General features: G+C 71.6%; 25 protein-coding genes. 17 read left to right on the plus strand and 8 right to left on the minus strand.

What is annotated here, in order from left to right:
* Nucleotides 1-22 precede the first annotated feature (22 nt).
* Nucleotides 23-1444 (minus strand): D-glucuronyl C5-epimerase family protein, encoded by a 1422-nt coding sequence (locus CWOE_RS08245; protein WP_012933131.1) that lies wholly within the window; start codon nucleotides 1442-1444, stop codon nucleotides 23-25.
* Nucleotides 1445-1591: 147 nt separating this feature from the next.
* Between CWOE_RS08245 and CWOE_RS08250 the strand changes: the two genes are divergently transcribed.
* Nucleotides 1592-2638 (plus strand): hypothetical protein, encoded by a 1047-nt coding sequence (locus CWOE_RS08250; RefSeq protein WP_012933132.1) that lies wholly within the window; start codon nucleotides 1592-1594, stop codon nucleotides 2636-2638.
* 59 nt (nucleotides 2639-2697) lie between these two features.
* Nucleotides 2698-3837, plus strand: a complete 1140-nt coding sequence (cax, locus tag CWOE_RS08255) for a calcium/proton exchanger (protein WP_012933133.1) — start codon at nucleotides 2698-2700, stop codon at nucleotides 3835-3837.
* A gap of 21 nt (nucleotides 3838-3858) precedes the next feature.
* Here the strand turns inward: cax and CWOE_RS08260 are convergent, their stop codons facing one another.
* Both CWOE_RS08260 and CWOE_RS08265 read right to left on the minus strand, forming a co-directional pair.
* Nucleotides 3859-4182 carry a hypothetical protein gene (locus CWOE_RS08260; RefSeq protein ID WP_012933134.1) on the minus strand — a complete coding sequence of 108 codons (324 nt, stop codon included), beginning with the start codon at nucleotides 4180-4182 and terminating at the stop codon, nucleotides 3859-3861.
* Between the two features lie 4 nt (nucleotides 4183-4186).
* A complete protein-coding gene (locus CWOE_RS08265; protein WP_012933135.1) occupies nucleotides 4187-4501 on the minus strand; it encodes a hypothetical protein in 315 nt (104 codons plus the stop codon).
* A gap of 47 nt (nucleotides 4502-4548) precedes the next feature.
* Between CWOE_RS08265 and CWOE_RS33360 the strand changes: the two genes are divergently transcribed.
* A complete protein-coding gene (locus CWOE_RS33360; RefSeq protein WP_012933136.1) occupies nucleotides 4549-4689 on the plus strand; it encodes a hypothetical protein in 141 nt (46 codons plus the stop codon).
* A 110-nt stretch (nucleotides 4690-4799) separates the two neighbouring features.
* Nucleotides 4800-5972, plus strand: a complete 1173-nt coding sequence (locus tag CWOE_RS08270; protein ID WP_012933137.1) for an acyl-CoA dehydrogenase family protein — start codon at nucleotides 4800-4802, stop codon at nucleotides 5970-5972.
* 58 nt (nucleotides 5973-6030) lie between these two features.
* Here the strand turns inward: CWOE_RS08270 and CWOE_RS08275 are convergent, their stop codons facing one another.
* Nucleotides 6031-7041 carry a fibronectin type III domain-containing protein gene (locus CWOE_RS08275; protein ID WP_012933138.1) on the minus strand — a complete coding sequence of 337 codons (1011 nt, stop codon included), beginning with the start codon at nucleotides 7039-7041 and terminating at the stop codon, nucleotides 6031-6033.
* Nucleotides 7042-7119: 78 nt separating this feature from the next.
* Here CWOE_RS08275 and CWOE_RS08280 point away from each other — a divergent pair, with 78 nt between their 5' ends.
* The 4 genes from CWOE_RS08280 to CWOE_RS08295 are packed head-to-tail and all read left to right on the plus strand — an operon-like array spanning nucleotide 7120 to nucleotide 10334.
* Nucleotides 7120-7575, plus strand: a complete 456-nt coding sequence (locus CWOE_RS08280; RefSeq protein WP_012933139.1) for an SRPBCC family protein — start codon at nucleotides 7120-7122, stop codon at nucleotides 7573-7575.
* A 54-nt stretch (nucleotides 7576-7629) separates the two neighbouring features.
* Nucleotides 7630-8475: a 3-hydroxyacyl-CoA dehydrogenase family protein gene (locus CWOE_RS08285; protein WP_160165486.1), complete on the plus strand. Its 846-nt coding sequence runs from the start codon at nucleotides 7630-7632 to the stop codon at nucleotides 8473-8475.
* Nucleotides 8459-9562 carry an enoyl-CoA hydratase-related protein gene (locus CWOE_RS08290; RefSeq protein WP_012933141.1) on the plus strand — a complete coding sequence of 368 codons (1104 nt, stop codon included), beginning with the start codon at nucleotides 8459-8461 and terminating at the stop codon, nucleotides 9560-9562. The genes CWOE_RS08285 and CWOE_RS08290 overlap by 17 nt, the downstream gene beginning before the upstream one ends.
* A gap of 1 nt (nucleotide 9563) precedes the next feature.
* On the plus strand, nucleotides 9564-10334 hold the full coding sequence (locus CWOE_RS08295; protein ID WP_012933142.1) for an SIR2 family NAD-dependent protein deacylase: 771 nt from the start codon (nucleotides 9564-9566) through the stop codon (nucleotides 10332-10334).
* Nucleotides 10335-10439: 105 nt separating this feature from the next.
* Here the strand turns inward: CWOE_RS08295 and CWOE_RS08300 are convergent, their stop codons facing one another.
* Entirely contained in the window at nucleotides 10440-11336 is an 897-nt protein-coding gene (locus CWOE_RS08300) for a hypothetical protein (RefSeq protein ID WP_041730273.1), read from the minus strand.
* Nucleotides 11337-11463: 127 nt separating this feature from the next.
* A complete protein-coding gene (locus CWOE_RS30430; RefSeq protein ID WP_012933144.1) occupies nucleotides 11464-14184 on the minus strand; it encodes a lytic murein transglycosylase in 2721 nt (906 codons plus the stop codon).
* Nucleotides 14185-14627: 443 nt separating this feature from the next.
* Between CWOE_RS30430 and CWOE_RS08315 the strand changes: the two genes are divergently transcribed.
* Nucleotides 14628-15131: a hypothetical protein gene (locus tag CWOE_RS08315; RefSeq protein ID WP_012933145.1), complete on the plus strand. Its 504-nt coding sequence runs from the start codon at nucleotides 14628-14630 to the stop codon at nucleotides 15129-15131.
* A 54-nt stretch (nucleotides 15132-15185) separates the two neighbouring features.
* Here CWOE_RS08315 and CWOE_RS08320 read toward each other — a convergent pair whose 3' ends face one another.
* On the minus strand, nucleotides 15186-15932 hold the full coding sequence (locus CWOE_RS08320; RefSeq protein WP_041731949.1) for a phosphorylase family protein: 747 nt from the start codon (nucleotides 15930-15932) through the stop codon (nucleotides 15186-15188).
* Nucleotides 15933-16004: 72 nt separating this feature from the next.
* On the opposite strand from CWOE_RS08320, the gene CWOE_RS08325 reads away from it, so the two are divergent.
* From CWOE_RS08325 to folK, 8 genes are all read left to right on the plus strand, one after another.
* Nucleotides 16005-16433 (plus strand): SCP2 sterol-binding domain-containing protein, encoded by a 429-nt coding sequence (locus tag CWOE_RS08325; protein ID WP_012933147.1) that lies wholly within the window; start codon nucleotides 16005-16007, stop codon nucleotides 16431-16433.
* A gap of 340 nt (nucleotides 16434-16773) precedes the next feature.
* Nucleotides 16774-18000, plus strand: a complete 1227-nt coding sequence (locus CWOE_RS08330; RefSeq protein ID WP_236262255.1) for an adenylate/guanylate cyclase domain-containing protein — start codon at nucleotides 16774-16776, stop codon at nucleotides 17998-18000.
* Between the two features lie 10 nt (nucleotides 18001-18010).
* The gene (gene tilS, locus CWOE_RS08335) at nucleotides 18011-19378 is read left to right on the plus strand and encodes a tRNA lysidine(34) synthetase TilS (RefSeq protein ID WP_012933149.1); all 1368 of its coding nucleotides are present in this window, start codon (nucleotides 18011-18013) and stop codon (nucleotides 19376-19378) included.
* A gap of 13 nt (nucleotides 19379-19391) precedes the next feature.
* Nucleotides 19392-19922: a hypoxanthine phosphoribosyltransferase gene (gene hpt, locus CWOE_RS08340; protein ID WP_012933150.1), complete on the plus strand. Its 531-nt coding sequence runs from the start codon at nucleotides 19392-19394 to the stop codon at nucleotides 19920-19922.
* A 110-nt stretch (nucleotides 19923-20032) separates the two neighbouring features.
* On the plus strand, nucleotides 20033-21994 hold the full coding sequence (gene ftsH / locus CWOE_RS08345; RefSeq protein ID WP_012933151.1) for an ATP-dependent zinc metalloprotease FtsH: 1962 nt from the start codon (nucleotides 20033-20035) through the stop codon (nucleotides 21992-21994).
* A gap of 57 nt (nucleotides 21995-22051) precedes the next feature.
* Nucleotides 22052-22858 (plus strand): dihydropteroate synthase, encoded by an 807-nt coding sequence (folP, locus tag CWOE_RS08350; RefSeq protein WP_148260943.1) that lies wholly within the window; start codon nucleotides 22052-22054, stop codon nucleotides 22856-22858.
* Nucleotides 22855-23286: a dihydroneopterin aldolase gene (folB, locus tag CWOE_RS08355; protein ID WP_012933153.1), complete on the plus strand. Its 432-nt coding sequence runs from the start codon at nucleotides 22855-22857 to the stop codon at nucleotides 23284-23286. The genes folP and folB overlap by 4 nt, the downstream gene beginning before the upstream one ends.
* A gap of 7 nt (nucleotides 23287-23293) precedes the next feature.
* Nucleotides 23294-23815: a 2-amino-4-hydroxy-6-hydroxymethyldihydropteridine diphosphokinase gene (gene folK / locus CWOE_RS08360; RefSeq protein ID WP_012933154.1), complete on the plus strand. Its 522-nt coding sequence runs from the start codon at nucleotides 23294-23296 to the stop codon at nucleotides 23813-23815.
* Here the strand turns inward: folK and CWOE_RS08365 are convergent.
* Entirely contained in the window at nucleotides 23812-24537 is a 726-nt protein-coding gene (locus CWOE_RS08365) for a glutathione S-transferase family protein (RefSeq protein WP_012933155.1), read from the minus strand. The two genes, folK and CWOE_RS08365, sit on opposite strands and share 4 nt — an antisense overlap.
* Nucleotides 24538-24614 lie beyond the last annotated feature (77 nt).

Here is a 24614-nt window from a genome sequence, read left to right on the forward strand (position 1 = left end):
TTCTACGCGCGCGCAGGCTTCGCTACACGCGCGCCTTGCCGAGCACCGTGATCGTCGCCGTCGCACGGCCCGTGTTGCCGGCGAGGTCGGTGCCCGTCAGCGTCAGCTCGTAGCTGCCGGGCGCCGACGGCACCTTCCACGAGTAGCCGTGCGGCCCGCGCGAGACGGTCGCGCTGGTGCTGAACGACGTCGTGCCGTTGCGGCGGATCGTCATCCCGACCTTCGAGATCTTCGAGACCTCGAAGCGGACGAGCGCGGTGCTGCCGGCGCGCACGCGGGTGGTGATCGCCTCCAGCTCCGGCGGCTGCTTCATGTAGCCGGCGAAGCGCTTGCCGGCGTCGCACCAGAACCCGATGTCGCTGCGGTCGCAGAGGTTTCCGATGAACTCGTTGACGAGCGTCTGGTAGCCGATGTCGGCCTCCGAGCCGCCGACCTGGTAGAGCGACCACGCGCCGGTGTCGCTCGCCGCGAGGTCGAGCCGCGCCTGCCGCTCGCCGGCTGCGAACAGCTTGCGCGCCTGCGCGTCTCTCGCGATCACGGCGTAGTCGTTGAGCCCGACGAGCGTCTGCACGAAGCCGTTGAGGACCTGCTGACCGGGCGCGAACGAGTACAGCAGGAAGCGGACGCCCGCCTTCGTCTTGGTGCGCACGCCGACCGGCGCCTCGACCTGGAAGAGCTTGACGCCCTTGCGGGCCGTCTCGAGGTACTCCGGCGCCTTCAGCTGCTGGGATGCGCGCGCGAGCGACTGGATCCCCGTCGCCTGCGCCATCGCGCTCGCCCAGGGCGGCTTGCCGCCGCCGAAGTAGAAGTAGTACTCCCACGCGAGCGCGCCGCCGCGGGTGGAGGCGTAGGACGTCATCTCGTCGGCGAGGTTGCGCAGCTTGCGATCGTCCTTCGCCATCCAGAGGCCGTTGAGCTTGCCGAACGTGCCGAGCACCTGGACCTGGATCCCCTCGCCCGGGTAGTACTGCCAGACCAGCTCGCTGTCGGTGAACTCGACGCGCTCGCCGTAGCTCAGCAGCCGGCCGGTCGTCCACCACTCGCGGTTGCGCTGGAGGGTGAGGAAGACGGCGGGCAGGCGCGTCGCGGTGAGATCGCCGCGCTGCGCCATGTGGTTGGTGTTGTTGATCACGCCCTGGAGCGCGGCGCCGCGGCTGCCGCTCAGCCTTCTGCGCGTGCGCAGCGCGTCGTCGTAGACGGCGCGGTATCTGTCGCGATCCTCCGCGCTGATCTCGCCGCGCCTGGCGAGCCCGCTCAGCTCGCCGCGGACGGTCTTCGCGGCGGCGCGCCGGGCGCGCGGAGAGGGCTTCGCCGCGCCTCGGCGCGCCGAGGCGCTCGCGATCGCGGCCTGCGCGCGCATCGGCGCGGGGAGGTCGGCGAGCGGGCTGCCCGCCGGCGGCAGCGCCGGGTCGTTCCGTTCGGTGACAGTTCCGTCACTGTTCATCACCAGAACCGGTGCAGCGACGGCGGTAGCGGAACCTGAAACCAGTGCGCATGCGACGATGCAGGTACACAGCAAGCGCAGGGGAGGCACGCGGCGCAGTGTTACGCTCGCCCCGGCCCGCCGCCACCAGTGAGAAGGAGATTGCACGTGATCCATCGTGCCCTCGAACACCGAGCACGCGCCGTAGTCGCGCTCCTGCTCGTCGCAATCGCAGGTTTGACGCTCGCCGCATGCGGCAGCGATGACAACGGTGGAGGCGGCGGAAGCGGTGACACGGCCGATGCGCGCACGCTCCTGAGAGAGACGTTCAGCGGCACGAAGGACGTCAGAAGCGGCAGAGTCGCGCTCAGCGTGAGACTCGCCGAGACCGGCGGCGAGCAGATCTCCGTCGGGCTCGCCGGCCCGTTCGAGAACCAGGGCGGCGACGCCTACCCGAAGTTCGACATCGCGCTCGACGCGAGACTTGGCGCGCAGGGCAGCTTCAGCGCCGGCCTCGTCTCGACGAGCGACAGACTGTTCGTCGAGCTGGAGGGCAGCGCGTACGAGATTCCGGCCCAGTTCCTCGACACCGCCAGAGAGCAGAACGGCGGCAGAAGATTCTCGATACCCGATCTCGACCCGCAGTCGTGGATCGACAACCCGGAGGTCGTCGGGCAGGAGCAGGTCGGCGGCGCGGAGACCGAACACATCAGCGGTGACGTGAACGTCTCCGCGCTGCTCGACTCGATCGACAGAGTGCTGGCCGAGTTCGACAGACAGGGCCTCTCCGACGCGACCGCCGGCCAGCTGCCGACGTCGATCCCCGCCGACACGCGCGCGGAGATCGAGAGAACGGTCAAGGACCCGAGAGTCGACGTCTGGACCGGCAGCGACGACAAGACGCTGCGCAAGCTCGAAGTCAACCTCGGGATCGAGCCCGCGAGAGCGAGCGACAGAGGCGGCGACCTCGGTTTCGTGCTCGAGCTGAGCGACCTCAACGAGGCGCAGACGATAGAGCCGCCGGCGAACGTGAGACCGATCGACGAGCTGCTCGCCGGCCTCGGCAGCCTGCTCGGCAGCAGCGGCCTCGGCGGCTCGGGCTCGGGCTCGGGTTCCGGCGGCGCCGAGGGCCTCGACGAGTACCAGAGATGCATCACGGAGGCGGGCTCCGACGTCTCCAAGGCGCAGAAGTGCGCCGACCTGCTGACGCAGTAGCGCTTCGCGCACGCGGCTGACGCGGCTTGACGCGGCACGACGCGGGGTATCGTCGCCCCGTGTCGAGCCGCGCGCCGCAGCAGTTCGAGCCGGGACGTTTCCTGTTGTCAGGCGACGGCTGGCCGTATCTGCTGGTGCCGTTCATCCCGCTCGCGGTCGTGCTCGACCTGGCCGGCGTCTCGCCGGTCGTGATCTTCTTCACCTCGGCGCTCGGCGTGATCCCGACGGCGGCGCTGATGGGGCGCGCGACCGAGGAGCTGGCGGCGCGCTCGGGGCCCGGAATCGGCGGCCTGCTGAACGTCACGTTCGGCAACGCGCCGGAGTTGATCATCGCGCTGTTCGCGCTCCAGAAGGGACTGCACGAGGTCGTCAAGGCGTCGCTGACGGGCTCGGTGATCGGCAACATCCTGCTCGTGCTCGGCGCGTCGATGTTCGTCGGCGGGCTCGGCCGTGAGCGCCAGACGTTCAACCACACGGCCGCGAGCGCGCAGTCGTCGATGCTGCTGCTGGCCGCCGTCGCGCTGGTGATGCCGGCGATCTTCGAGGGCATCAACGGCTCCGGCCTGCCGAGCCCCGGCGCCGAGCGGGTCGCGTACGACAGCGACGTCGAGAAGCTGTCGCTGATCGTCGCGCTCGTGCTGATCGCCTCCTACGGCGCCGGTCTCGTCTTCTCGCTCAAGACGCACCGCGACCTCTTCAACCCGCCGCACGAGATCGACGAGGCCGACGAGCACGCTCCGTGGAGCGTGCGCAGATCGGTCGGCGCGCTCGCGCTCGCCGGCGTCGCGGTCGCGCTGATGTCGGAGATCCTCGTCGGCTCGATCTCCGAGGCGGCCGACTCGATCGGCCTGACCGAGTTCTTCGTCGGCGCGATCGTCGTGGCGACGGTCGGCAACGCCGCCGAGCACTGGGTCGCGGTGCTCGTCGCGCACAAGAACAAGATGGACCTCGCGGTCAACATCGCGATCGGCTCCAGCGCCCAGATCGCGCTGTTCGTCGCGCCCGTGCTGGTGCTCGTGTCGTTCGTGCTCGGCCCCGGCCCGATGCCGCTCGTCTTCAACGGCTTCGAGCTGGGCGCGTTCCTGCTGGCGGTGCTGATCGCCAACCACGTGACCGCGGAGGGCGAGTCGACGTGGTTCGAGGGCGTGCAGCTGCTCGCCGTCTACGTCGTCGTCGCGGTGGCGTTCGCGTTCGCATGACGGCGCGCGTGCGCGCGCCGCTCAGTCCTCGCGGCCGACTTCCTGGCTGTCGTCTTCCTCCAGCTCGTCGACCACGTCGTCGCCGTCGTCGGTGATCGAGTTCGCGGCACCGGAGTGGTACGTGACCTGGAAGCGCTCGAGCATCTCGTCGCGCTCCGCCTCGTCGATCGGCGACTCGTCGGAGACGAGCACCCAGTCGGCGCCCTCGACGTCCTCCATGTTGAAGACGGCTTGATCCATCTCAGGCGAGTCGTCGACGACGACGAGGACTTCGGTCTGCGGGTTGAAGTACGTACCCGGTCGGACGAGCAGCTCGTCCAGCTCGAAACGGCGGTGTTCGGCCATGGGCTCAGACTACCCCGTGCCCCGGGCGGTCGGCGTCGCCGCCGGACAGCTCGCGCAGCTCCCGCGCGACCTCGGCCTCGACGTCGAGCGCCGGCTCGCCGTTGCGCAGCCGGCGCGCGTTGCGCGTCGCGACGAGCATCCGCACCTCGTCCTCGATCGACGGCTCGCGCGGTTGGCGCGGCGGCGCGCCCTCTCTGTCGAGCGCGAAGCGGCCGCGTCCGATCTGCTCGTACGCGCGCTCGCGTCCGACGAGCGAGACGACGCCGACCACGAGCGCGGCCGCGACGACGGCGAAGACGACGATTCCGAACGTGTTCATCCGCACAAGTGTCGCGTGCCCGGGCGCGGCGGTCTAGCGTGTCCGCGATGTGGCGTCGACTGCGTCGCCGGAGCTTCGCGCCGAACCGTCCCGTGCTGTGGCCGGAGCAGTGGGGTCTGGCGCTCTTCACCGCGCTCGCGGTGATCGGCGGGATCGCCGTCGTGGTCATCGTCCTGACGCACGGGTGACCGGCAGTCCGGTACCCTAGCGGCCATCGTTGACTGACCAGTCAATCTGCTGTCCCGAAGACGTCCCAGCAGCGTCACCGGAACCCGCACCGCTTCAAGGAGCAATCACCGTGGTCGATTTCACGCTCACCGACGAGCAGAAGAACCTGCGCGAGATGGCGCACGACTTCGCCAGAAACGAGATGCGCCCCGTCGCCTGGGAGTACGACAGGGACAGCACCTGGCCCGAGGACATCATCAAGAAGGCCTGGGAGCTGCAGCTGATGAACAACCACATCCCCGAGGAGTACGGGGGCGTGGGTCTCGGCTACCTCGACGGTTGTGTGATCGAGGAGGAGCTGGCCTGGGGCTGCTCCGGCATCCAGACGTCCGTCGGCTGCAACGGCCTCGCGACGGCGCCGCTGATCCTCGGCGGCTCGCACGAGCTGAAGAAGGAGTACCTCGGCCGCCTCACCGAGGCGCCGCTGCTCGCCTCGTTCTGCCTGACCGAGCCGGACGCCGGATCCGACGTCTCCGGCATGAAGACGACCGCGGTGAAGAAGGGCGACAAGTGGGTCATCAACGGCTCCAAGTGCTTCATCACCAACGGCAGCCACGCGAACTTCTACACCGTCTACGCGAAGACGGACAAGGACGCCGGCCACCGCGGCATCTCGGCCTTCATCGTCCCGCGTGACGCGGGCGTCGTGGTCGACAAGAAGGAAGACAAGATGGGCCAGCGGGCGTCGAACACCGCGACCATCACCTTCCCCGAGGTCGAGATCCCCGCCGACCACCTGATCGGCGAGGAGAACAAGGGCTTCAAGCTCGCGATGATGACGCTCGACCGCACGCGTCCCGGCGTCGCCGCGATGGCGACCGGCATCGCCCGCGCCGCGATGGAGTTCGCCGTCGACTACTCGAAGGAGCGCGTCCAGTTCGGCGTGCCGATCGCGATGCACCAGGCGATCCAGTTCATGATCGCCGACATGGCGACCGAGATCGAGGCGAGCCGCCTGCTGACCTGGAAGGCCGCCTTCCAGCTCGACAACGGCGAGCGCAACACGCTCGTCTCCTCGCACGCGAAGCGCTTCGCCGCCGACACCGCGATGAGAGTCGCGACCGACGCCGTGCAGGTCTACGGCGGCTACGGCTTCATCAAGGAGTATCCCGTCGAGAAGCTGATGCGCGACGCCAAGATCATGCAGCTGTACGAGGGCACGGCGCAGATCCAGCGCCTCGTGATCGCCCGCGAGACGCTGCTCCCGCGCCGCGCGGAGACGCCCGCGGCCGCGACGGCGTAGTTCGGCCGACCGAGGAGCGTCGGTTTGGCCACCGTCACGGTGGCCAAACCGGCAGTCCTCAACGCACGCCTACGAGGAACGTACGTGCGTCCTGCGGGGAGAGGATCGCGTTGCCGTAGAAGCGCACGTGCACGCGCAGCCGGTCCTTGCCGCGCGGCGGCAGCGCGCGCACGCGCAGGCGGTAGCTGCAGTGGCCGGCCGCCAGTCTCACGCGGCGGCTCGCGACCGTCCGGCCGCCGGAGGTGAAGCGCACGCCGACGATCCCGTTGCAGCCGTCGCCGACGCCGACGCCGGGCGGCAGCCGCAGCGCGCCCGTCGTGACGAACCACGGATGCGAGCGGCGCTGCACTCTCGGCAGCCGCGGCCGCGTCGCGACCGTGACCTGCGCCGGCGGGAAGGGGCCGGTCGTGAACGTCGCATCCGGCCCGACGACGGTCCCCTTGCGGTTGGAGGCGACCGTGCGGAAGTGGTACGTCGTCCGCTCCTGCAGCCCGTTCAACGGGATTCTGACCGCGACCGGCTGGGCGCCGGCCGGGATCGAGGCGGACGCCGTCTCGACGCCGTACGTCGTCGTCGTGCCGAACTGGAACTTGTACGTCGCCGCCGCGCCGCCGGGATTGACGACCGCCGTCAGCGTGACGCTGTTGGCGTACGGCGAGAACGGCGCCGTCGCGAGGATCGTCGGCGGCACGGCCGGCGGCAGATCGGTCGTGAACGAGCGGTCGGCGCCGACAGCTGTCCCGTCGGCGTTGGTCGCGACGACGCGGTAGTGGTACGTCGTTCCGGGCGTGAGGCCGGTGAGGCGGAACGAGACGTCGTTCCCGCCGGTGCCTCTGCCGGCGGAGCGGTTCGGCGTCTGCTGGCCGTAGCCCGCCGTCGTGCCCCACTCGAACGCGTACGACGTCGGCGTCCCGTGTGCGTTGACCGTCCCTCTCAGCGTCGCGGCCGCGACGGCGACCGAGCCGGCCGGGCGGGTCAGGACCGTCGGACTCGCGGCCTGCGCGCCGCTCGCCCCCGCCGCGGCAAGCGCGAGGCTCGCGAGGGCGGCGGCCCACAGTCGTGTTCGCATTCGAAGCTGATCCTCCACGTCGGTTGCTCTGCGAACATCATTGCCCGATGCGCCGATCGACCATGCAGAGGGGCTGAGATGGGCGTCGCACGCGCCGCGGCTGAGCTGCGCGGCACCGCCGCCGAGGTCGAGCGGCGCTGGGCGGAGCCGGAGAGCTGGCCGGCGTTCGTCGACGGCTTCGAGCGCGTCGTCGAGCTGGACCCCGCCTGGCCGGCGGTCGGGGCGCGGCTGGTGTGGGAGTCGGTCCCGGGTGGGCGTGGGCGCGTCGTCGAGAAGGTGCTGCGCCACGAGCCGGGCGCCGAGCTGGTCACCGACGTCGAGGATTCGCAGCTCAGCGGCATGCAGCGGCTCGCGTTCGCGTCCTCCGCGTCGGCGGCGCTGACGGGCCACGTCGACGTCGAGCTGGAGCTGGAGTACGCGCTCGCGGGGCGCGGCCCGTTCATGCTGCTCGCCGACCCGCTGTTCGTCCGCCGTGCGCTGCGCGACTCGCTGCGGCGGACGCTGCAGCGCCTCGGCGCTGAGCTGGGGGGCTGAGCCGCCGTGCGGCCCTAGAATCGGCCGCAAGCAACCGGAAGGCAAGCAATGTTCGTGTTCAAGGCCGCAGTCGTCGGGGCCGGCACGATGGGAGGGGAGATCGCGTTCACGATCGCCTCGGCCGACATCCCCGTCGTGTTGAAGGACGTCGACCAGAGATACGTCGACCAAGGTCTCGAGAAGGCGCGCTCGATCTGGCAGGGGCGGGTCGACGCGGGCAAGATGACGGCGGACGAGCTGGAGCGGCGGGTCGCGCTGATCACCGGCACGACCGACTACAGCGGCTTCGGCGACGTCGACTTCGTGATCGAGGCGGTGCCGGAGCGGATGGAGGTCAAGCAGGCGGTCTTCGCCGAGCTCGACGACGTGACGCCCGGGCACGCGATCCTCGCCTCGAACACGTCGGCGCTGTCGATCACGGAGATCGCGGAGGCGACGAGCCGGCCCGACCGCGTCGTCGGCTTCCACTACTTCTACCCGGCGTCGATGATGCGGCTGATCGAGGTGATCGAGGGGCTGGAGACCTCGCCCGAGACGACGCAGGCGGCGATGAGCTTCGCGCAGACGATCCGCAAGCTGGCGATCCGCTGCGACGAGGCGCCGGGCTTCGTCGTCAACCGCATCCTCAACTCGTCGTTCGGCGAGGTCTTCCGCTTCCAGGAGGAGAGCGGCGCGTCGTTCGAGGCGATCGACAGAGCGATGACCGACGCGAAGGCGACCCCGATGGGCCCGTTCTTCCTCGTCGACCTGCTCGGGCTCGACACCGTCGGCCACGTCGGGAGATACCTGCACGAGAGCTTCGGGGACCGCTTCCCGCTCCACCAGGGCATGTTGGAGCGGATCGAGCGCGGCGAGCTGGGCGCGAAGACGGGAAAGGGCTTCTATGAGCACGGCAAGTGACGTGAACGTCTCCGAGGTCGTCGACCGCTTCCAGCTGAAGGCGTTCGTCGAGGCGTGCCTGGTGCTCGAGGAGGGGATCGCCTCGACGAAGGACATCGACCTCGGCATGATGGCCGGCGCCGGCCTGATCCCGCCGCCGTTCGCGCGGGCCGACCAGGAAGGGCTCGACACCCTCCTCGCGCGGCTGGAGCAGGCCGCCGAGGCGTGGGGCGAGCACTTCGCGCCGCCGGCGATCCTGCGCCGGCTCGTCGCGCAGGGGCGGCTCGGCGCCGCCGCCGGCCAGGGCTTCTTCCCCTACCCGCGGCCGGACGCGGGCTGGGACGAGGGACCGGTGAAGCTGGAGACGCGCGACGCGATCGCGATCGCGTGGCTCGACAACCCGCCGGCCAACTCGCTCTCGCCGACGACGATCGCCGCACTCCGAAGCGTGTGGGAGCGGGTCGAGGACGATCCCGCCGTGCGCGTGCTCGTGTTCGCCTCGGCGAACCCGGCGCTGTTCTGCGCCGGCGCCGACATCAAGGCGTTCGCGGCGATGGACGAGGCCGGCGGCCGCGCACTGCTCGACGAGGCGCACGAGCTGCTGCGCAGCTGGGAGCGCAGCTCGACCGTGACGATCGCGGCCGTCAACGCGCTCGCGTTCGGCGGCGGTTGCGAGCTGGCGATGGCGACCGACATCCGCATCGCGGCCGCCTCGGCGTCGTTCGGCCAGCCCGAGATCAACCTCGGCATCATCCCCGGCTTCGGCGGCACGCAGCGGCTGCCGCGGCTGGTGGGGGAGGCGAAGGCGCGCGAGATGAACCTCACCGGCGAGCCGATGTCGGCTGAGGAGGCGTACGAGTTCGGCCTCGTCAACCGGCTCGTGCCCGACCACGAGCTGTTCGACACCGCGCTCGCGTGGGCGCGCAAGCTCGCCGGCCAGGCGCCGCTGGCGGTCCAGCAGATCAAGCAGGTCTCGGCGGTGCCGGACATCGACGAGGGCGTCGCCGAGGAGAAGAAGGGCTTCGCGATCGTCTTCGGCTCCGAGGACGCGAAGGAGGGCATCGGCGCCTTCCTGCAGAAGCGCACACCGCGCTTCCAGGGGAAGTGACGTGAGCGGCGCGGCAGCCTCTGCGGTCGCGCTGCTGGCGGAGCGCATGCGCGCGGCGAGATCGGTCGTCGCGCTGACGGGCGCGGGGATCTCGGTGCCGTCCGGGATCCCCGACTTCCGCACCCCGCGGACAGGGCTGTGGGCGAACGTCGACCCGATGGAGGTCGCCCACATCGACGCGTGGCGCAACGACGCCGCGCGTTTCTGGGCGTTCTACGGTCATCGCTTCCAGTCGCTGCGCGACAAGCGCCCCAACCGCGCGCACGAGGTGCTCGCGGAGCTGGAGCGCCGCGGGATCGTCGAGACCGTGATCACGCAGAACATCGACCAGCTGCACGAGCGCGCGGGCGTCGCCGACCTGATCGAGCTGCACGGCTCGATCGCGCACTCGTCGTGCCTGGCGTGCGGCGCGCGCTACCCGCTCGCCGAGGTGCAGGCGCGGCTGGAGCAGGACCCGCAGGGCGTGCCGCGCTGCGACTGCGGCCGGCCGCTGAAGCCGGACGTGGTGCTGTTCGGCGAGCTGCTGCCGCAGGCCGGGCTGGAGCGCGCGCAGACGCTCGCGCTGCGGGCCGACCTGCTGCTCTGCATCGGCAGCTCGCTGGAGGTCTACCCGGTCGGCGAGCTGCCGTCGCTGACGCTGCGCGCCGGCGGCGAGATCGCGATCCTCACGCAGGGCCCGACCCGCTACGACCGCGATGCCGTCGTGAAGCTCGACGGCGACATAGTCGCGGAGTTGGAAGCGCTGCTGGCCGAGCTGTCAGCAGGTTCCTGACGCGCGGATCGGCGTTGCTCGCAAGGACGCAGAAGAGGGACGAGTCCCGCCCACCCGCCAGCACACGAGCGATCGAGGACACCGCGAGCGTGCCCGAGACGCGCGTCAGGCGTCTTCGGCGACGGTGCGGGCGCGCAACGCGGCTTCGAGCCGTCTCAGGATCCGCTCCAGCGTTTCGGCCGCGGCGGGCGGCAGGACGCCGCCGAGCGCGTCGTCTGCGAGCGCGCCGACCTCGTCGCTGAGCGTTCGCAGCTCCTCGACGCGCTCGGCGAGCGCGGGCGCCTCGGGTCCGGCGGCCAGCTCCGCCACGGCCGCGGTCAGCGCGGTGCGCAGCTGCAGCGCCGCCTCACGCAGGTGGCCGTCGTCGAGGTCGTGACGGGCACGCAGCGTCAGCTCCTCGCAGGCGAGTGCGCGCGAGCGGCCGCCGAGCAGTGCGGCGAGCCGTTCCTGCGGGCGCAGCGCGATGCTGCGTCTGCGCGCCCGCTCGCGTTCGCCGGCGGCGACGGGCGGCAGCTCGCGTGCCGCGCTCCAGCGGCCGTACGCGACCTCTTCGCCGTCGCCGTAGCCGACGCGGACGACGAGCGCCTGCGAGAGCTGCGGGAGCGGCACGCCATGGTCGGCGCTCGCGACGCGATGCGCGCGCACGAGCCGCGCGAGGTCGCGCAGCCCCTGCTCGGCGGCGGTCGCGTCGGCGGCTGCGAGCCACTGCTCGGCGGTCGCGGCGTCGCTCGGCTGCGCGTCGACGATCGTGACGCGGCCGGTCGCGACCGGCGCGGGGGAGGGCTCCGGCGCCGCCTCGCGTCCGCGCCGCCCGCGCAGCCAGCGCCGCTGCGGAGCGCCGAGCGTCGCGACGACGATCACGTGCGTCGGCGCGGCGCCTGCGGCGTCGCCTCGCGGGGAGCCGGAGGGTGCGGCGCCGGCTACGCCGTTCGGCGTGCCAGGCGCCGTGGCGTCGTGCGGGGCGCCGGCAGGCGCGTCGACGCCGGGCGCTGAGCTGCGCACGACGTAGCGGCCGTCCGCGGGGCCGAGCGGCCACGGGAACTCGAGCTGGACGAAGCGGAAGACCTGCTGCTGCTCCGCTCGCCCAGCGCCGCCGGCGCCGCGATCGGCGCCGGCCCCGGATCCGGCGTTACTCGCCGTCTCTGTCCTTGATCGCGTATCTGGACGGGCTCGTCGGCACGACCGGGTTCTGGATCGTGCTGAGCTGGTCGACGAGTCTCGTCCACTGCTCGGGTCTCAGCAGCGTCTGCAGCCGAGGCGTGTCGTCCGGCTGTTCGACGGCGCTGAAGCCGACGTGGATGTGGTCGTCGTGGTCGGGCATCGCGAGCGTGTTGTCGGTGCCCGGGTAGGTCATGAGGCTGATGATCTGGTGCGGCTTCATCGTGCCCTGGAGCGTGAGCAGACGGCGGATCGTGATGTCTGTGATCGATCCGTCGCCCTGGGTTCCGGGCGTGATCGTGATGCCGTTGATCGCCGCGATGTCCATCGCGCTGCCGATCGAGTGCTCCGAGACGTTGCCGGAGCTGGTCATCAGACCGTGACCGCACTGGAGCGAGCTGATCGTCGGCTTGAGGCCGCTGGCGGCGAGGAACTCGATCGTCGCCAGCACGCGCTGGTCGATCGCGCCGGCCTGGATGTCGTCACGGCCGCACTGGTAGATCTCGACGTTGGGGTTCGCCAGCACCCGCGCCTGCAGCTCCTCCTTGGTCATCAGGAGGATCTGGCCGACGGACGGGCCGTCCTTGCCGTCGCGGCCGAAGACGTTGTCGTTCTCGGCCTTGTAGATCGCGGTCGACTCGAGCAGCTTCCAGCCGTCGAGGATCGGCTTCGGATCGATCAGCGGCGCGCCGCGACCGGCCGGGCGGATCGTGAACTCGACGTGCGGCGCGAGTCTGGCGTCCGTCTTGTCGATGCTGCCGAGCACGGTGCCGGCGATGACGGTCGAGCCCTCGCGCAGCGGCTTGAGCACGTAGTCCTTCGGGTCGAGCTCGAGCGCGCCGGTGAAGTAGCCCTCGAACGTCGTCAGCTCTTCGCCCATCGCCTCGATCTGGCGCTGTCCGCCGGCCTCGTAGGCGCTCGGCCGCGACGGGTTCGCGAACAGACGCTCCTTCGCGATGTCGGAGACGGCGGGCGCCTCGTGGCCGCTGCCGTTGGCCGCCGTGCGCTCCTTGACCGAGCCGTCGGCGTCGACGGCTCTGGCGTCGCCGTCCTGCGCGCCTCTGTCTCTGTCTCTGTCTCTGGCGAGCGGGTCGGGGTCGGCCTGGCCTCTGTTGGGCGCGTCGCCGGCGGTCGTCTCCGCTCTCGGCTGCGCGCCGTCGCTGGCGGCCTGCGTCGGCTTCTCGTCGCGCGCGGGCTGCTCGATGTCGGTGGCGGAGTCGGCCGCCGCGTCCTCGCGCGGCTTGGGGACCGGGTGCTTGGCGGCGATCGAGCCGAGGTGGCTGTACGTGTAGCGGTTGCCGTAGACGTCCTGGAGGACGACGTAGCGGCCGAGCTCCTCGCTCTCGCCGATTCTCACGATTCTGCCGTCGTTGACGGCGACGACCGGCGCGCCTCTTCTGGCGTAAATGTTGATCGAGCGGCGGTCGGCGTCGCCCTCGACGGGGACCGCGGCGTTGGAGCCTTCTGTTCTTCTGCCGGCGCTTCTGGTGTCGATCGAGTCGGCGTACGTGGCGCGCGCCGCGACCGGGAAGCGACCCTGCGTCAGGCCCGTCAGCGAGCCGACGATGTCGGCCGGCATGCCGCCGATCAGTCTCGCGCGCAGCAGCACCGACTGGACGTACCAGTCGGCGTGGTTGTACGCGAAGATCGCGCGTTCGAGATCCTGCTCGGCACCGGCGGCCTTGAGGTAGCGGCCGGCGGCGAAGATCGCGTCGACCGGGTTGTAGGGGTCCTTGACGCCGTCGCCGTTGGCGTCGACACCGTAGGCCTCCCAGCTCGGCGGCATGAACTGCATCCACCCGAGCGCTCCGGCTGTCGACACCGAGAGGTTGCGGCCGTAGTCGGTCTCGATCTCGTTGATCGCGGCGAGGATCTGCCACGGCACGCCGTACTGCATGCCGGCGGCCTGATAGATCGGGAGCAGGAACGGCGGGATGCGGAACTGCTCGATGAAGAAGTTCGGGACGCCGCTGGGCGCGGAGAGCGTCGGCGCGACGGTGAAGCCGGGGGTGTCGGGCGTCGGCTGCGCCCCGTCGTCCTGGACGGGCGTGTCCGGTGTCTCGTTCGGCGTCGCGGTGCCGTCGCGGTTGGCGTCCTGCAGCACAGCGTCGTCGCCGCCGGATCCGCCGCCTCTGCGGACCGCCTCGGAGGAACCCTCACCCTTGGCTTTACCCTTAGGCTTGACGATTCCGCCGACCGCGGACGGCTGTCTCGTCGTTCCCGTGGTTCTGCCCGTCGTGCCGGTCGTCGACGGCGTCGTGCCCGTCGTGCCCGTCGTTCTGGGCGTCGTCCCCGTCGAAGGCGGCGTCGTGCCGGTGCTGCCGGTCGTCGGCGGCGTCGTCGAGGTCGTCGGGTTCGTCGGCGTCGAGGGGACCACCGGCGGCGTCGTCGTGAGCGTCTGCGGCGGCGTCGGGGCCGTCGCGGTCGCCGGCGGGGGAGTCGTCTGCGTCTGGACCGGCTCGACCGCGCCGAGGTCCTGGACCGACTCGACCGGCAACCCGAGATCCGGGATCTGGCTCTTGTCGACGGGCACGCCGGGCGCGGCGTCGATCGTGAGCGTGACCTGCTTGCCGCCCAGGAGGGTGACGATGACGCGTCGCTTCTCGGCAGAGGCAGGGGACGACGTCATACCTCCGATGAGGAGCGCGGCCCCCGCGGCAAGCGAGGCGATGCGCAGCTTCGTTCTCTTCATCGGACCGACAGTCTCCTCCCGCATGGCCGCATCTGCGGCCTGGTCACACTGCCGCCGGGGCGACGGACCAACCGGAAGCTACCTGCTGTTCTGGACGTTTGCAAAGGGGAACCCGCGCGTTTGTTATGGCGTTCACAGCTGAAAATGGCAGCACCTGAGCTTTCGGCGCTACGGTGCGGCAGCTTGAGTACCACACGCCTTGCGAAGCAACGGTAACCAAGGCGTTTAACGTCACATGAAGGCAACCGATGCGGTGGCGGCAAGAAGTCGTGCAGGGGACGACGCGCTCGCATGCGGCTCGCATGCACTCACTGTGCCCGTTCGCGACGGCTCGAACCGTGAGCTGACGCTCAAGCTCAGCTGCAACGTTTCTGCCGGCGAGCGCGACTGGGATGCTGCGCTACAGTCGGCGCCTTCCGGCCGACCGACCGCAGGGGGCGACGATGACGAACGAGACGTCCAGCGACGGGCTCCGGGCCCGTATCTCACGCCAGGGCGAGGACGCCCTCGGGAGGCTGGCCCAGGAGCTGCTCGAGAGCCCGCTCGTCAGCGGCGCGCTGACGCGCGCGTTCGACGCACGCGAGAAGGCGGCGCAGGCGCAGGAGGTCGCGATGGGCGCGCTGAACCTGCCCTCGGCCGCCGACCTGGAGAAGCTGACCCGCCGCGTGCGCTCGGTCTCGCAGCGGCTGGAGGGGATCGAGGACGCGCTCGACCGCGTCGAGCAGCGGATCGCCGGGATAGGCGGTGCGGCGGCGCTCGAGCAGCGGCTCGACGCGGTCGACGCCCAGCTCGCCTCGCTCGCTACCGCCGTCTCGCGCCTCGCCGACCAGCTGACGGACTCCGCGCCGCAGCCCGTCGTGACCTCGGCGGCCGCGAGAAGACCGGCCGCCTCGCGCACGCGCGCAGCCGCGGCGAGCAAGCGCGCCGCGAGAAGACCTGCCGCGTAGGCCAGCGTGCCCGCCGCCGAGCCCAGCGGGCCGGCGGCACCCGGCGGCTGGGGCTCAGCTCAGTGCCGCGACGGCGATTCGCCCGACACGGATCGCGGCGGCCTCCATCGCCTCCGCGTCGATCCGGCCGCGCTGCGGCCCGAGCAGGTCGCTGACGACGAGCACGCAGCCGGCCTGCAGGCCGCGCAACGCGGAGAGCTGGAACAGGGTCGCGGTCTCCATCTCGATCGCGAGCGCGGGGTGGGCGGGATCCGATGGGTCGGCGTGCTCGCCGGCCGGGTCGTAGAAGAGGTCGGTCGTGACGACCGCGCCGCGGCGGACCGCGCCGCCGCCCGGCTCACCCGGCCCGCCCGGCTTGCCGCCACCACTCACCTCGCCCGCGGCGGCGTCCGTCAGCGCGTCGGTCAGCGCGGCGTCGGCCGCGACGCGCTCGCCGGCGCCGAGCGCGCGGCTCGTGCCGTCGGACGCGATCGCCTCCTCGGCGACGATCGCGTCGCCGAGCGCGAAGCCGCCGAGCAGCGCGCCGCACGAGCCGACGCGGACGAGCCGGCGCGCGCCGAGCCGGGCCAGCTCCTCGATCACGATCGCCGCGCTGGGGCCGCCCATCCCCGTGCTCTGGATCGTCAGCGGCTCGCCGTCCGCCGCCGCGCCCGTGTACCCCCACAGGCCGCGGTGGTGGTTGAACATCTTCGGTCTCTCCAGCAGCGACTGCGCGAGCAGCAGCGCGCGTCCGGGGTCGCCGGGCAGCAGCACGCGCTCGCTGAGATCGGCGGTGGGGTGGATGTGGAGCGTGGTCGCCATGTCGGCGGCGAGCATAGACTGCGGCCTCATCTGAGCCCGGGCGGCGGGCGTCGTCGAATGGGAGGTCGAGAGATGGGCAGCAGCAGCTTCAGATCGCCGCAGGAGTTCCGCGAGGTGATCGACCAGATCTTCGGTCTGATGGACGGGGACGAGATGGGCCCGCAGCTGCGCGACGCCGACGTGCCGCAGCGCTTCGAGTTCGAGGATCTCGACCTCGTCGTCAACGTGCGCGCGGCGAGACCCGACGAGGACGGGCGCTACATCGTGTGGGAGTGGACCGACGACGTCGACTGGGAGCCGAAGGTCCGGATGGAGATGTCCTCCGAGACGGCCAACAAGTACTTCCAGGGCAAGGAGAACATCGCGATGGCGATCGCGCGGCGCCGGATCAAGACCGGCGGCGACATCAAGGCCGCGCTCGCGCTGATCCCGGTCGTCAAGCCCGTCTACGCGCGCTACGTCGACCTCGTCGAGCGCGAGTATCCGCACCTGAAGGTCTGAGAAACGGCCGTACGCGGACCGAGGCTGTTGACACACCCCGCGGGCGGGGAGTAGGTCTAGAGGCTCAACAGGCAACAGGCCGAGCAGTAGGTCCGCCGCCCGCACGCCGGTCCGCTCGGACGGGCATTGGGTGCGCAGCCTGCGAGGTGCCGCGACCGCCTAGCGGAACGAGCGCCGTACGGCCGGCGTAGCGGGCCGTCAGCCCGCCGGCGGCGGGGCCTCCGAGCGCGGCCCCGCCGCTCATCGTTTCGGGGCGTGCACGAGTCGAAACGCGCTCGTTGCGCGAATCCGGTGCGACGCCCTGCGCGCCGCCGGCGCACGAGCCAATACCGTGGGGCCGGTGACGGACGAGGCCGGCCGAGCAACGATCGCGCTGTCGCTGGACGAGGCTGCCCGGCGCGCCGGCGTGGCGCCCGCGACGCTGCGCCGCTGGGTGCGTGACGGGCTCGTCCCGCTCGCCGCGGGCGGCGTCTGGACGCCGGCCGCCGCGGCGCAGGCGCGGATCGTCGCGCGGCTGCGCGAGCGCGGCCACTCGCTCGCCGAGATCCGCGTCGCCGGCGACGCGGGCCGGCTCGCGTTCGGCTACGTCGAGGAGCTGTTCCCGGCGCCGGAGGAGGGCGTCACGCTCGATCAGGCCGCGCGCGAGACGGGCCTGGAGCCCGCGCTGGTCGAGCGGGTGCTGACCTCGCTCGGGCACGGTCCGCACGAGCTCGACAGGATTCCCGAGGAGGAGCTGGCGCTGCTGCGCCGCGCCGCCGACGCGCTCGACGCCGGCTTCCCGCTCGTCGCGATGCTCCAGCTCGTGCGCGTCTACGGCCAGGCGATGGCGCAGATCGCCGACGCCGAGGTGCGGCTCTTCCACCTCTATGTGCACGAGCCGCTGATGCGCGACGGGGTTCCTGGGCTGGAGGTCGCCGAGCAGATGGAGCAGCTCGCGCGCGGGCTGCTGCCGATCGCCTCGCCGATGATGGACCAGGTCCACCGCCGCTTCCTGCGCCACTTCGTCGAGCAGGACGTGATCGGCCACATGGAGGCGGCGTTCGACGGGCAGATCGGCGACCTCGGACGGCTGCGCGTCGCGATCGCGTTCGCCGACCTCGCCGGCTACACGCGCCTGACGGAGGAGGTCGGGGAGGAGGAGGCGGTCGACGCGGTCGAGCGCTTCGTCGGGGCGGTCGAGCTGACGTTGCCCGAGGACGCGCGCGTGATCAAGACGATCGGCGACGCGGTGATGGTCGTCGGCGCCGACGCGCCGGCGCTCGTCGACTGGGCCGTCGGCTTCCAGCAGCTCTTCACCGAGCGACCGCGGCCGCGGATCGGCATGCACAGCGGCGAGGCGCTCTACCGCGAGGGCGACTACTACGGGCGCGAGGTGAACCTCGCCGCGCGCGTCGCGGCCCGCTCCGGTGGCGGCGAAGTGCTGGTGACGCGTCCGCTCGTCGAGGCGGCGGGCCCGCACCTCGCGTTCGAGCGGATCGGCGAGGTGCGGCTGAAGGGGTTCACCGAGTCGACCGAGCTGTTCCTCGCGCGCGCGGCAGACGCGGAGCAGGCCGATCGCCGCGATTAGACTCGCTCCCATGGACCCCGAGCGCGCGGTCGAGCAGATCCGGGCGGACGGGCTGCTGGCCGCCGGCGGCCCGGTCGTCGTGCTGCTGTCCGGCGGGCGCGACTCGGTCTGTCTGCTCGACGTCGCCGTGCGGATCGCCGGTGCGCCCGCCGTCTCGGCGGTGCACGTCAACTACGGCCTGCGCGACGACGCCGACGACGACGAGCGCCACTGCGCGCAACTGTGCGAGCGGCTCGGCGTCGCGCTCGCGGTCGAGCGGCCCAGCCGGCCCGCGGGCTCGGGGAATCTGCAGGCGTGGGCGCGCGACGTCCGCTACGCCGCGGCGGCACAGCGGGCGCTGACGCTGGGACCCGGCGCCGCGATCGCGACCGGGCACACCGCCAGCGACCAGGTCGAGACGATCCTCTACCGGCTCGCCTCCTCGCCGAGCCGCCGTGCGCTGCTCGGGATGCGCCCGCGCGACGGCCGGCTCGTGCGGCCGCTGCTCGGCCTCACGCGCGAGGAGACGACCGCGTACTGCGAGGCCCGCGGCCTGCCGTGGCGCGACGACGCCACCAACGAGGAGGGCAAGTACGCGCGCAACCGCCTGCGGCTCGCGCTGATCCCCGCGCTGCGCGAGGCGCATCCGGCGGCGGAGGCGAACGTGCTGCGGCTCGCCGAGCTGCTGCGCGACGAGGCCGACGTGCTCGACGCGCTCGTCGCCGAGCAGCTCGACGGGCGCGGCGCGCCGGGCGCCGGGGCCGAGCGCGAGGCGCGCGCGACGATCCCGCTCGCACGCCTGCAGGCGCTCGCGCCCGCGCTGCGGCGGCTGGTCGTGCAGCGGCTCGCCGACGGCGCCGCCGGCCGGCCGGTCGCCGGCGCCGCGCGCCACGCCGACGCGATCGCGGCGCTGCGGCCGGAGGGCCTGTCGATGCTCGACGTCGGTGGCGGCGTCCGCGCGGTCGCCGAGTACGGCGTCGTGCGGATGGAGCGCGGCGGCGCGGCAGAGGAGCCGGCGCCCGACCCGGTGCGGCTGCCGGTTCCGGGCGTCGTCGCGTTCGGCGGCTGGGAGGTGCGCTGCGAGGAGACGCCCGTCGCACCCGCGGACGGCGTGCTCGACCGCGCCGCGCTCGGCGGCGAGCAGCTGCTCGTGCGCCCGTGGCGGCCTGGGGATCGCATCGCGCCGGTCGGCCTCGGCGGGACGAAGTCGCTGCAGGACCTCTTCAGAGAGCGCCGCATGCCGCGCGCACAGCGCCGCCTCGTGCCTGTCGTCGCCTGCGGCGAGGAGGTCGCGTGGGTCCCCGGCGTCGCGACGTCCGCGCGCTACGGCGTCACCGAGCGGACGCGCGACGCGGTGCGGCTCTCCGCCCGCGCGCCGGTCACGGGCGGCCGTGAGTAAGCTGCCGCCCCACATGCGCGACGCATCGATCGGCGAGATCCTCGTCCAGCCCGACGACCTGCACCACCGCGTGCAGCAGCTCGGCAGACAGATCTCGGAGGACTACGCCGGCAGAGAGCCGCTGCTGATCTGCGTGCTGAAGGGCGCGGTGTTCTTCCTCGCCGACCTGATGCGCGCGATCGAGGTGCCGTGCGAGGTCGACTTCATGGCGGTCGCCTCCTATGGCTCGGCGACGCAGTCCTCCGGCGTCGTGCGGATCCTCAAGGACCTCGACGCCTCGATCGAGGACCGCGACGTGATCATCGTCGAGGACATCGTCGACTCGGGGCTGACGCTCCAGTACCTGCTGCGCAACCTGACCGCCCGCGGTCCCGCCTCGCTCGCCGTCTGCGCGCTGCTGACCAAGCCCGAGCGCCTCCAGGTGGACCTCTCGCCGAAGTACGTCGGCTTCGAGATCCCGGACCGGTTCGCGATCGGCTACGGCCTCGACCACGGCGAGCGATACCGCAACCTGCCCTATGTGGCGGCGTTGAAAGCCGAGTAGAGACCGGTCTCGACGTGCAGGGAACCCTGCGGGGGCGGGAAAACCCAGGTGCTAGGCTTGGACAGCCCGTCCACCGTCACATTGGCGCATAGGGCGCCCGGAACGACTACATGAGCAGGTTCTTCAAGAGCGCGGCATTCCCGATCCTCATCGTGGTCGTGCTGGCATTCTTCGCCCAACGGCTGATCAACCCGGGCGATTCCGGGCCGAGATACGACTACTCCACGTTCCAGCAGGACCTGAGCGAGGGGAACGTCAAGTCCGCCGTCGTCAAGACGAAGGGCAACCTCCTGGAGGTCACGCTCAAGTCGCCGGCGAACCAGAAGCACGAGGTCGGGTACGTGCCCGACAACGGCAACACGCTGGTCGGGCAGCTCGAAAGAGAGAGAGTCGCCTTCGACATCGAGGGCACCAAGTCCAACGGCTGGCTCTCGCTGCTGACGTACGTGCTGCCGTTCCTGATCTTCATCGGCTTCTGGATCTTCTTGATGAACCAGGTCCAGGGCGGCGGATCGAAGGTGATGTCCTTCGGCAAGAGTAGGGCCAGAAGGTTGTCCGTGGATTCGCCCAAGATCACCTTCCGCGACGTCGCCGGCGCGGACGAGGCGGTCGAGGAGCTGCACGAGATCAAGGAGTTCCTCGAGAACCCGAAGAAGTTCCAGGCGCTCGGCGCGCGGATCCCCAAGGGCGTGCTGCTCTACGGGCCTCCCGGCACCGGCAAGACGCTGCTCGCGCGCGCCGTCGCGGGCGAGGCGGGCGTGCCGTTCTTCTCGATCTCCGGCTCAGACTTCGTCGAGATGTTCGTCGGCGTCGGCGCCTCCCGCGTGCGCGACCTGTTCGAGCAGGCGAAGCAGAACGCGCCCTGCATCATCTTCATGGACGAGATCGACGCCGTCGGCCGCCACCGCGGCGCCGGCATGGGCGGCGGTCACGACGAGCGCGAGCAGACGCTCAACCAGCTGCTCGTCGAGATGGACGGCTTCGAGGCGAAGGACAACATCATCATGATCGCGGCCACCAACCGGCCCGACATCCTCGATCCCGCCCTGCTGCGTCCCGGCCGCTTCGACCGCCAGGTCACGGTCGACCGTCCCGACCGCAAGGGCCGCTCCAAGATCCTCGAGGTCCACACGCGCGGCAAGCCGCTCGCGCGGGAGATCGACATCGACGCGCTCGCCGGCCAGACGCCCGGCTTCACCGGCGCCGACCTCGCCAACCTCGTCAACGAGGCCGCCCTGCTCGCCGCCCGCACGGGCAAGCGCGAGATCACCCAGGTCGAGCTCGAAGAGGGGATCATGCGCGTGATCGCGGGTCCCGAGAAGAAGACGCGCGTGATGAGCAGCGAGGAGCGCCGCATCACGGCGTACCACGAGATGGGCCACGCGCTCGTCGGCCATTTCCTCGAGCACGCCGATCCGGTCCACAAGATCTCCGTGATCGGCCGCGGTCAGGCGCTCGGCTACACGATCTCGATGCCGCAGGAGGACAAGTTCCTCACGACGCGCGCGGCGCTCGGCGACACGATGGCGATGACGCTCGGCGGCCGCGCGGCGGAGGAGATCATCTTCGGCGAGATCACGACGGGCGCGTCGAACGACCTCGAGAAGGTCACCGGCACCGCGAAGCAGATGGTGATGCGCTTTGGCATGAGCGAGAAGCTCGGCCCGCGCGTCTTCGGCCACGACCAGAGCCAGCCGTTCCTCGGCCGCGAGTTCAGCTCGCAGGCGGACTACTCCGACGAGATCGCACGCGAGATCGACGACGAGATCCGCCGCATCGTCGAGACGGCGCACCAGTCGGCGAAGGACATCCTGACCGAGCACAGAGAGTCGCTGGTCTACATCTCCGAGATCCTGATCAAGCGCGAGACGATCGAGAAGGACCAGTTCGAGGCGCTGGTCGACGGCCGCACCGAGGAAGAGGTCTTCGGCGCGGAGGCGTCGCCGCCGCCGGACGTCCCGCTCCCGCCGGCGACCGAGCGCGGCCGTGACACGCCGCGTCCGCTCCCGCGGCCCGGCCTCGCCGGCGGCGCCGCCGAGATGCACTTCCCGGAGAGACCGGAGCTCGCATAGACGTGCCGGAGAGCCGCCGCGAGGCGGCTCTTCTCGTTGCGTGACACGATGCGCGGCATGCCGGCCCCGTTCCGCATCATGGGCGTGCTCAACGTCACGCCCGACTCGTTCTCCGACGGCGGCCAGTACCTCGACGCGCAGGCGGCGCTGGCGCACGCGCTGGAGCTGGAGCGCGACGGCGCGGCGATCCTCGACGTCGGCGGCGAGTCGACGCGGCCCGGCGCCGAGCCGGTCGCGGTCGAGGAGGAATTGCGCCGCGTCGTGCCGGTGATCGAGGCGCTGAGCGCCGGCGGCTCGCGCGCGCAGATCTCGATCGACACGATCAAGCTGCCGGTCGCGCGGGCGGCGGTCGACGCGGGCGCGACGTACGTCAACGACGTCACCGCCTTCCGCCACGACCCGGAGCTGGCCGGCCTCGTCGCCGACCGGGACCTCGACTGCTGCCTGATGCACATGCTCGGCGAGCCGCGCACGATGCAGCAGAGCCCCCACTACGACGACGTCGTTTCCGACGTCAAGGCGTTCCTGGAGGAGCGGCTGGCGTTCGCGGTCGCGGCCGGCATCCCGGAGGAGCGGATCCAGCTCGATCCCGGGATCGGCTTCGGCAAGACGGCCGACCACAACCTCGAGCTGCTGCGGCGGCTCGACGAGCTGGCCGCGATCGGGCGGCCGCTGCTGATCGGCGTCTCGCGCAAGTCGTTCCTCGGCCGCATCACCGGTCGCGAGGTCGGCGACCGGCTCGCCGCGACGCTCGCCGCGAACGTGCTCGCGTTCACGAAGGGCGCGACGATCTTCCGCGTCCACGACGTCGCGCCGCTCAGAGACGCGCTCACGGTCGCTGCTGCTACCGTCCGCGCACCATGAGCCCTGAAGACGACGAGTTCGAGGACGACCTCGACGACGAGCTGGAAGACGAGCCCTCCGAGCCCGTCGTGACGATCGAGATCAACGGCCTGTCGCTGTACACCCACCACGGCGTCAGCGCCGCCGAGCGCGAGGTCGGGCAGCGGCTCGTGCTCGACCTGAGGCTCGAGGTCGGCGAGTGCGACGCGACGATCACCGACCGCGTCGAGGACACGATCGACTACGGCGAGGTCTGCCAGGTCGTCGCGCTCGTCGCGCAGCAGCGCTCGTACAGAACGCTGGAGCGGCTCTGCACCGCGATCGCCGACCGCCTGCTCGGCCAGTACGACGCGGAGACCGTGTGGGTGAAGGCCTCCAAGCCCGAGCCGCCGATCCCGCTGCCGGTCGAGGACGTCTCGGTCGAGGTCTTCCGCGAGTCTGACGGCTGACGGGCGCGTGGCGGAGCGGATCGGCTACCTGGGGCTCGGCTCCAACGTCGGCGTGCCGCGGGACAACCTCGCGGCCGCCGTCGCGGCGCTGCCGGCGCACGGCGTCCGCGTGCTCGCCTCGTCCTCGACGTGGGAGACCGAGCCGGTCGGCGAGGTGCTCGACCAGCCCGACTTCCTCAACGCCTGCCTGCGGATCGCGACCGAGCTGGAGCCCGAGCGGCTGCTCGACGCCTGCAAGGCGGTCGAGCGCGAGCTGGGGCGGGTCGCGCAGGAGTCGCCTGACTACGTCAGACACGGCCCGCGGCCGATCGACGTCGACCTGCTGCTGCTCGGCGAGCTGGAGTACGAGTCCGAGCGTCTGCGGCTGCCGCACCGCGAGGTGACGGGCCGCCGCTTCGTGCTCGCCCCGCTGCTGGAGCTGGAGCCCGGCCTGACGCTGCCGGACGGCGTGCGGCTCGCGGACGCGCTCGCGGCGCTGCCGGACGGCCAGAGAGACGCGGTCCGCAGAGCGGGCGCGCCGTTGCTCTAGGCCGCGAGCGCGTAGGTCCCGGCTGGCATCTCGCCGTCGTACTCCGGGAAGACCCGGCGGGCGAGCGCGTCGGCCGGGCGGCCGTCGAGCAGGCGGCGCGCGTCGGCGAAGGTCGACAGCATCCGCAGGCTGGAGGCGAGCTGGAGGTCGGCCGCGTTCGGCTCCTCGCCGCCGATCACGCCGTCGGCGATCAGCGCGTCGACGTGGTCGAGCTGGCCCGGGAGCGCCGCCAGGTCGGCGCGCAGCGAGCTCTCGTCGACTCTGTTGTTCCAGCGCGCGAGCGCACCCATCACGGGCGTGACGAGCCGCTGCATCGCGGCCGGCACCGGCAGTCTCGAGCCCTCCGAGTAGCGCGGGACGACCTCCGGGTGCTGCTTGACGCCGCACCAGAACAGCCGCCGGACCGCGGGCTGCAGGACCTCGTCGCCCCAACGCTCGGCGGCCTCGACGCGCTCGCGCGCGGCGGCGTCTGCCGGCCGCAGCGGCGGCTCGGCGACGAGCTGGTCGAGCCGCTGGAGGATCGCGCGCGAGCCGACGATCTGCTCGCCGTTGCCGAGCACGAGCGCGGGCACGGTGCGGCGCCGGAAGCGCAGCCACATGACCGGGACGTGGACGGCCGGCACCAGCTCGACGACGCGGTACGGCTGGCGCTTGAGCTGCAACGCCCGTTCGACGGTCGCGCACGGGTGGGAGCCGTGTATCGCGTAGAGGGTGTGGCCCATCGCGCGAGCATACGCCTCAGCGCACCGCTTTCGCGCAGGTCGGGGGATGGGGCATGCCGACTGGCGAAGTGGCGATA

The sequence above is a fragment of the Conexibacter woesei DSM 14684 genome, from assembly GCF_000025265.1.
Taxonomy (GTDB): domain Bacteria; phylum Actinomycetota; class Thermoleophilia; order Solirubrobacterales; family Solirubrobacteraceae; genus Conexibacter; species Conexibacter woesei.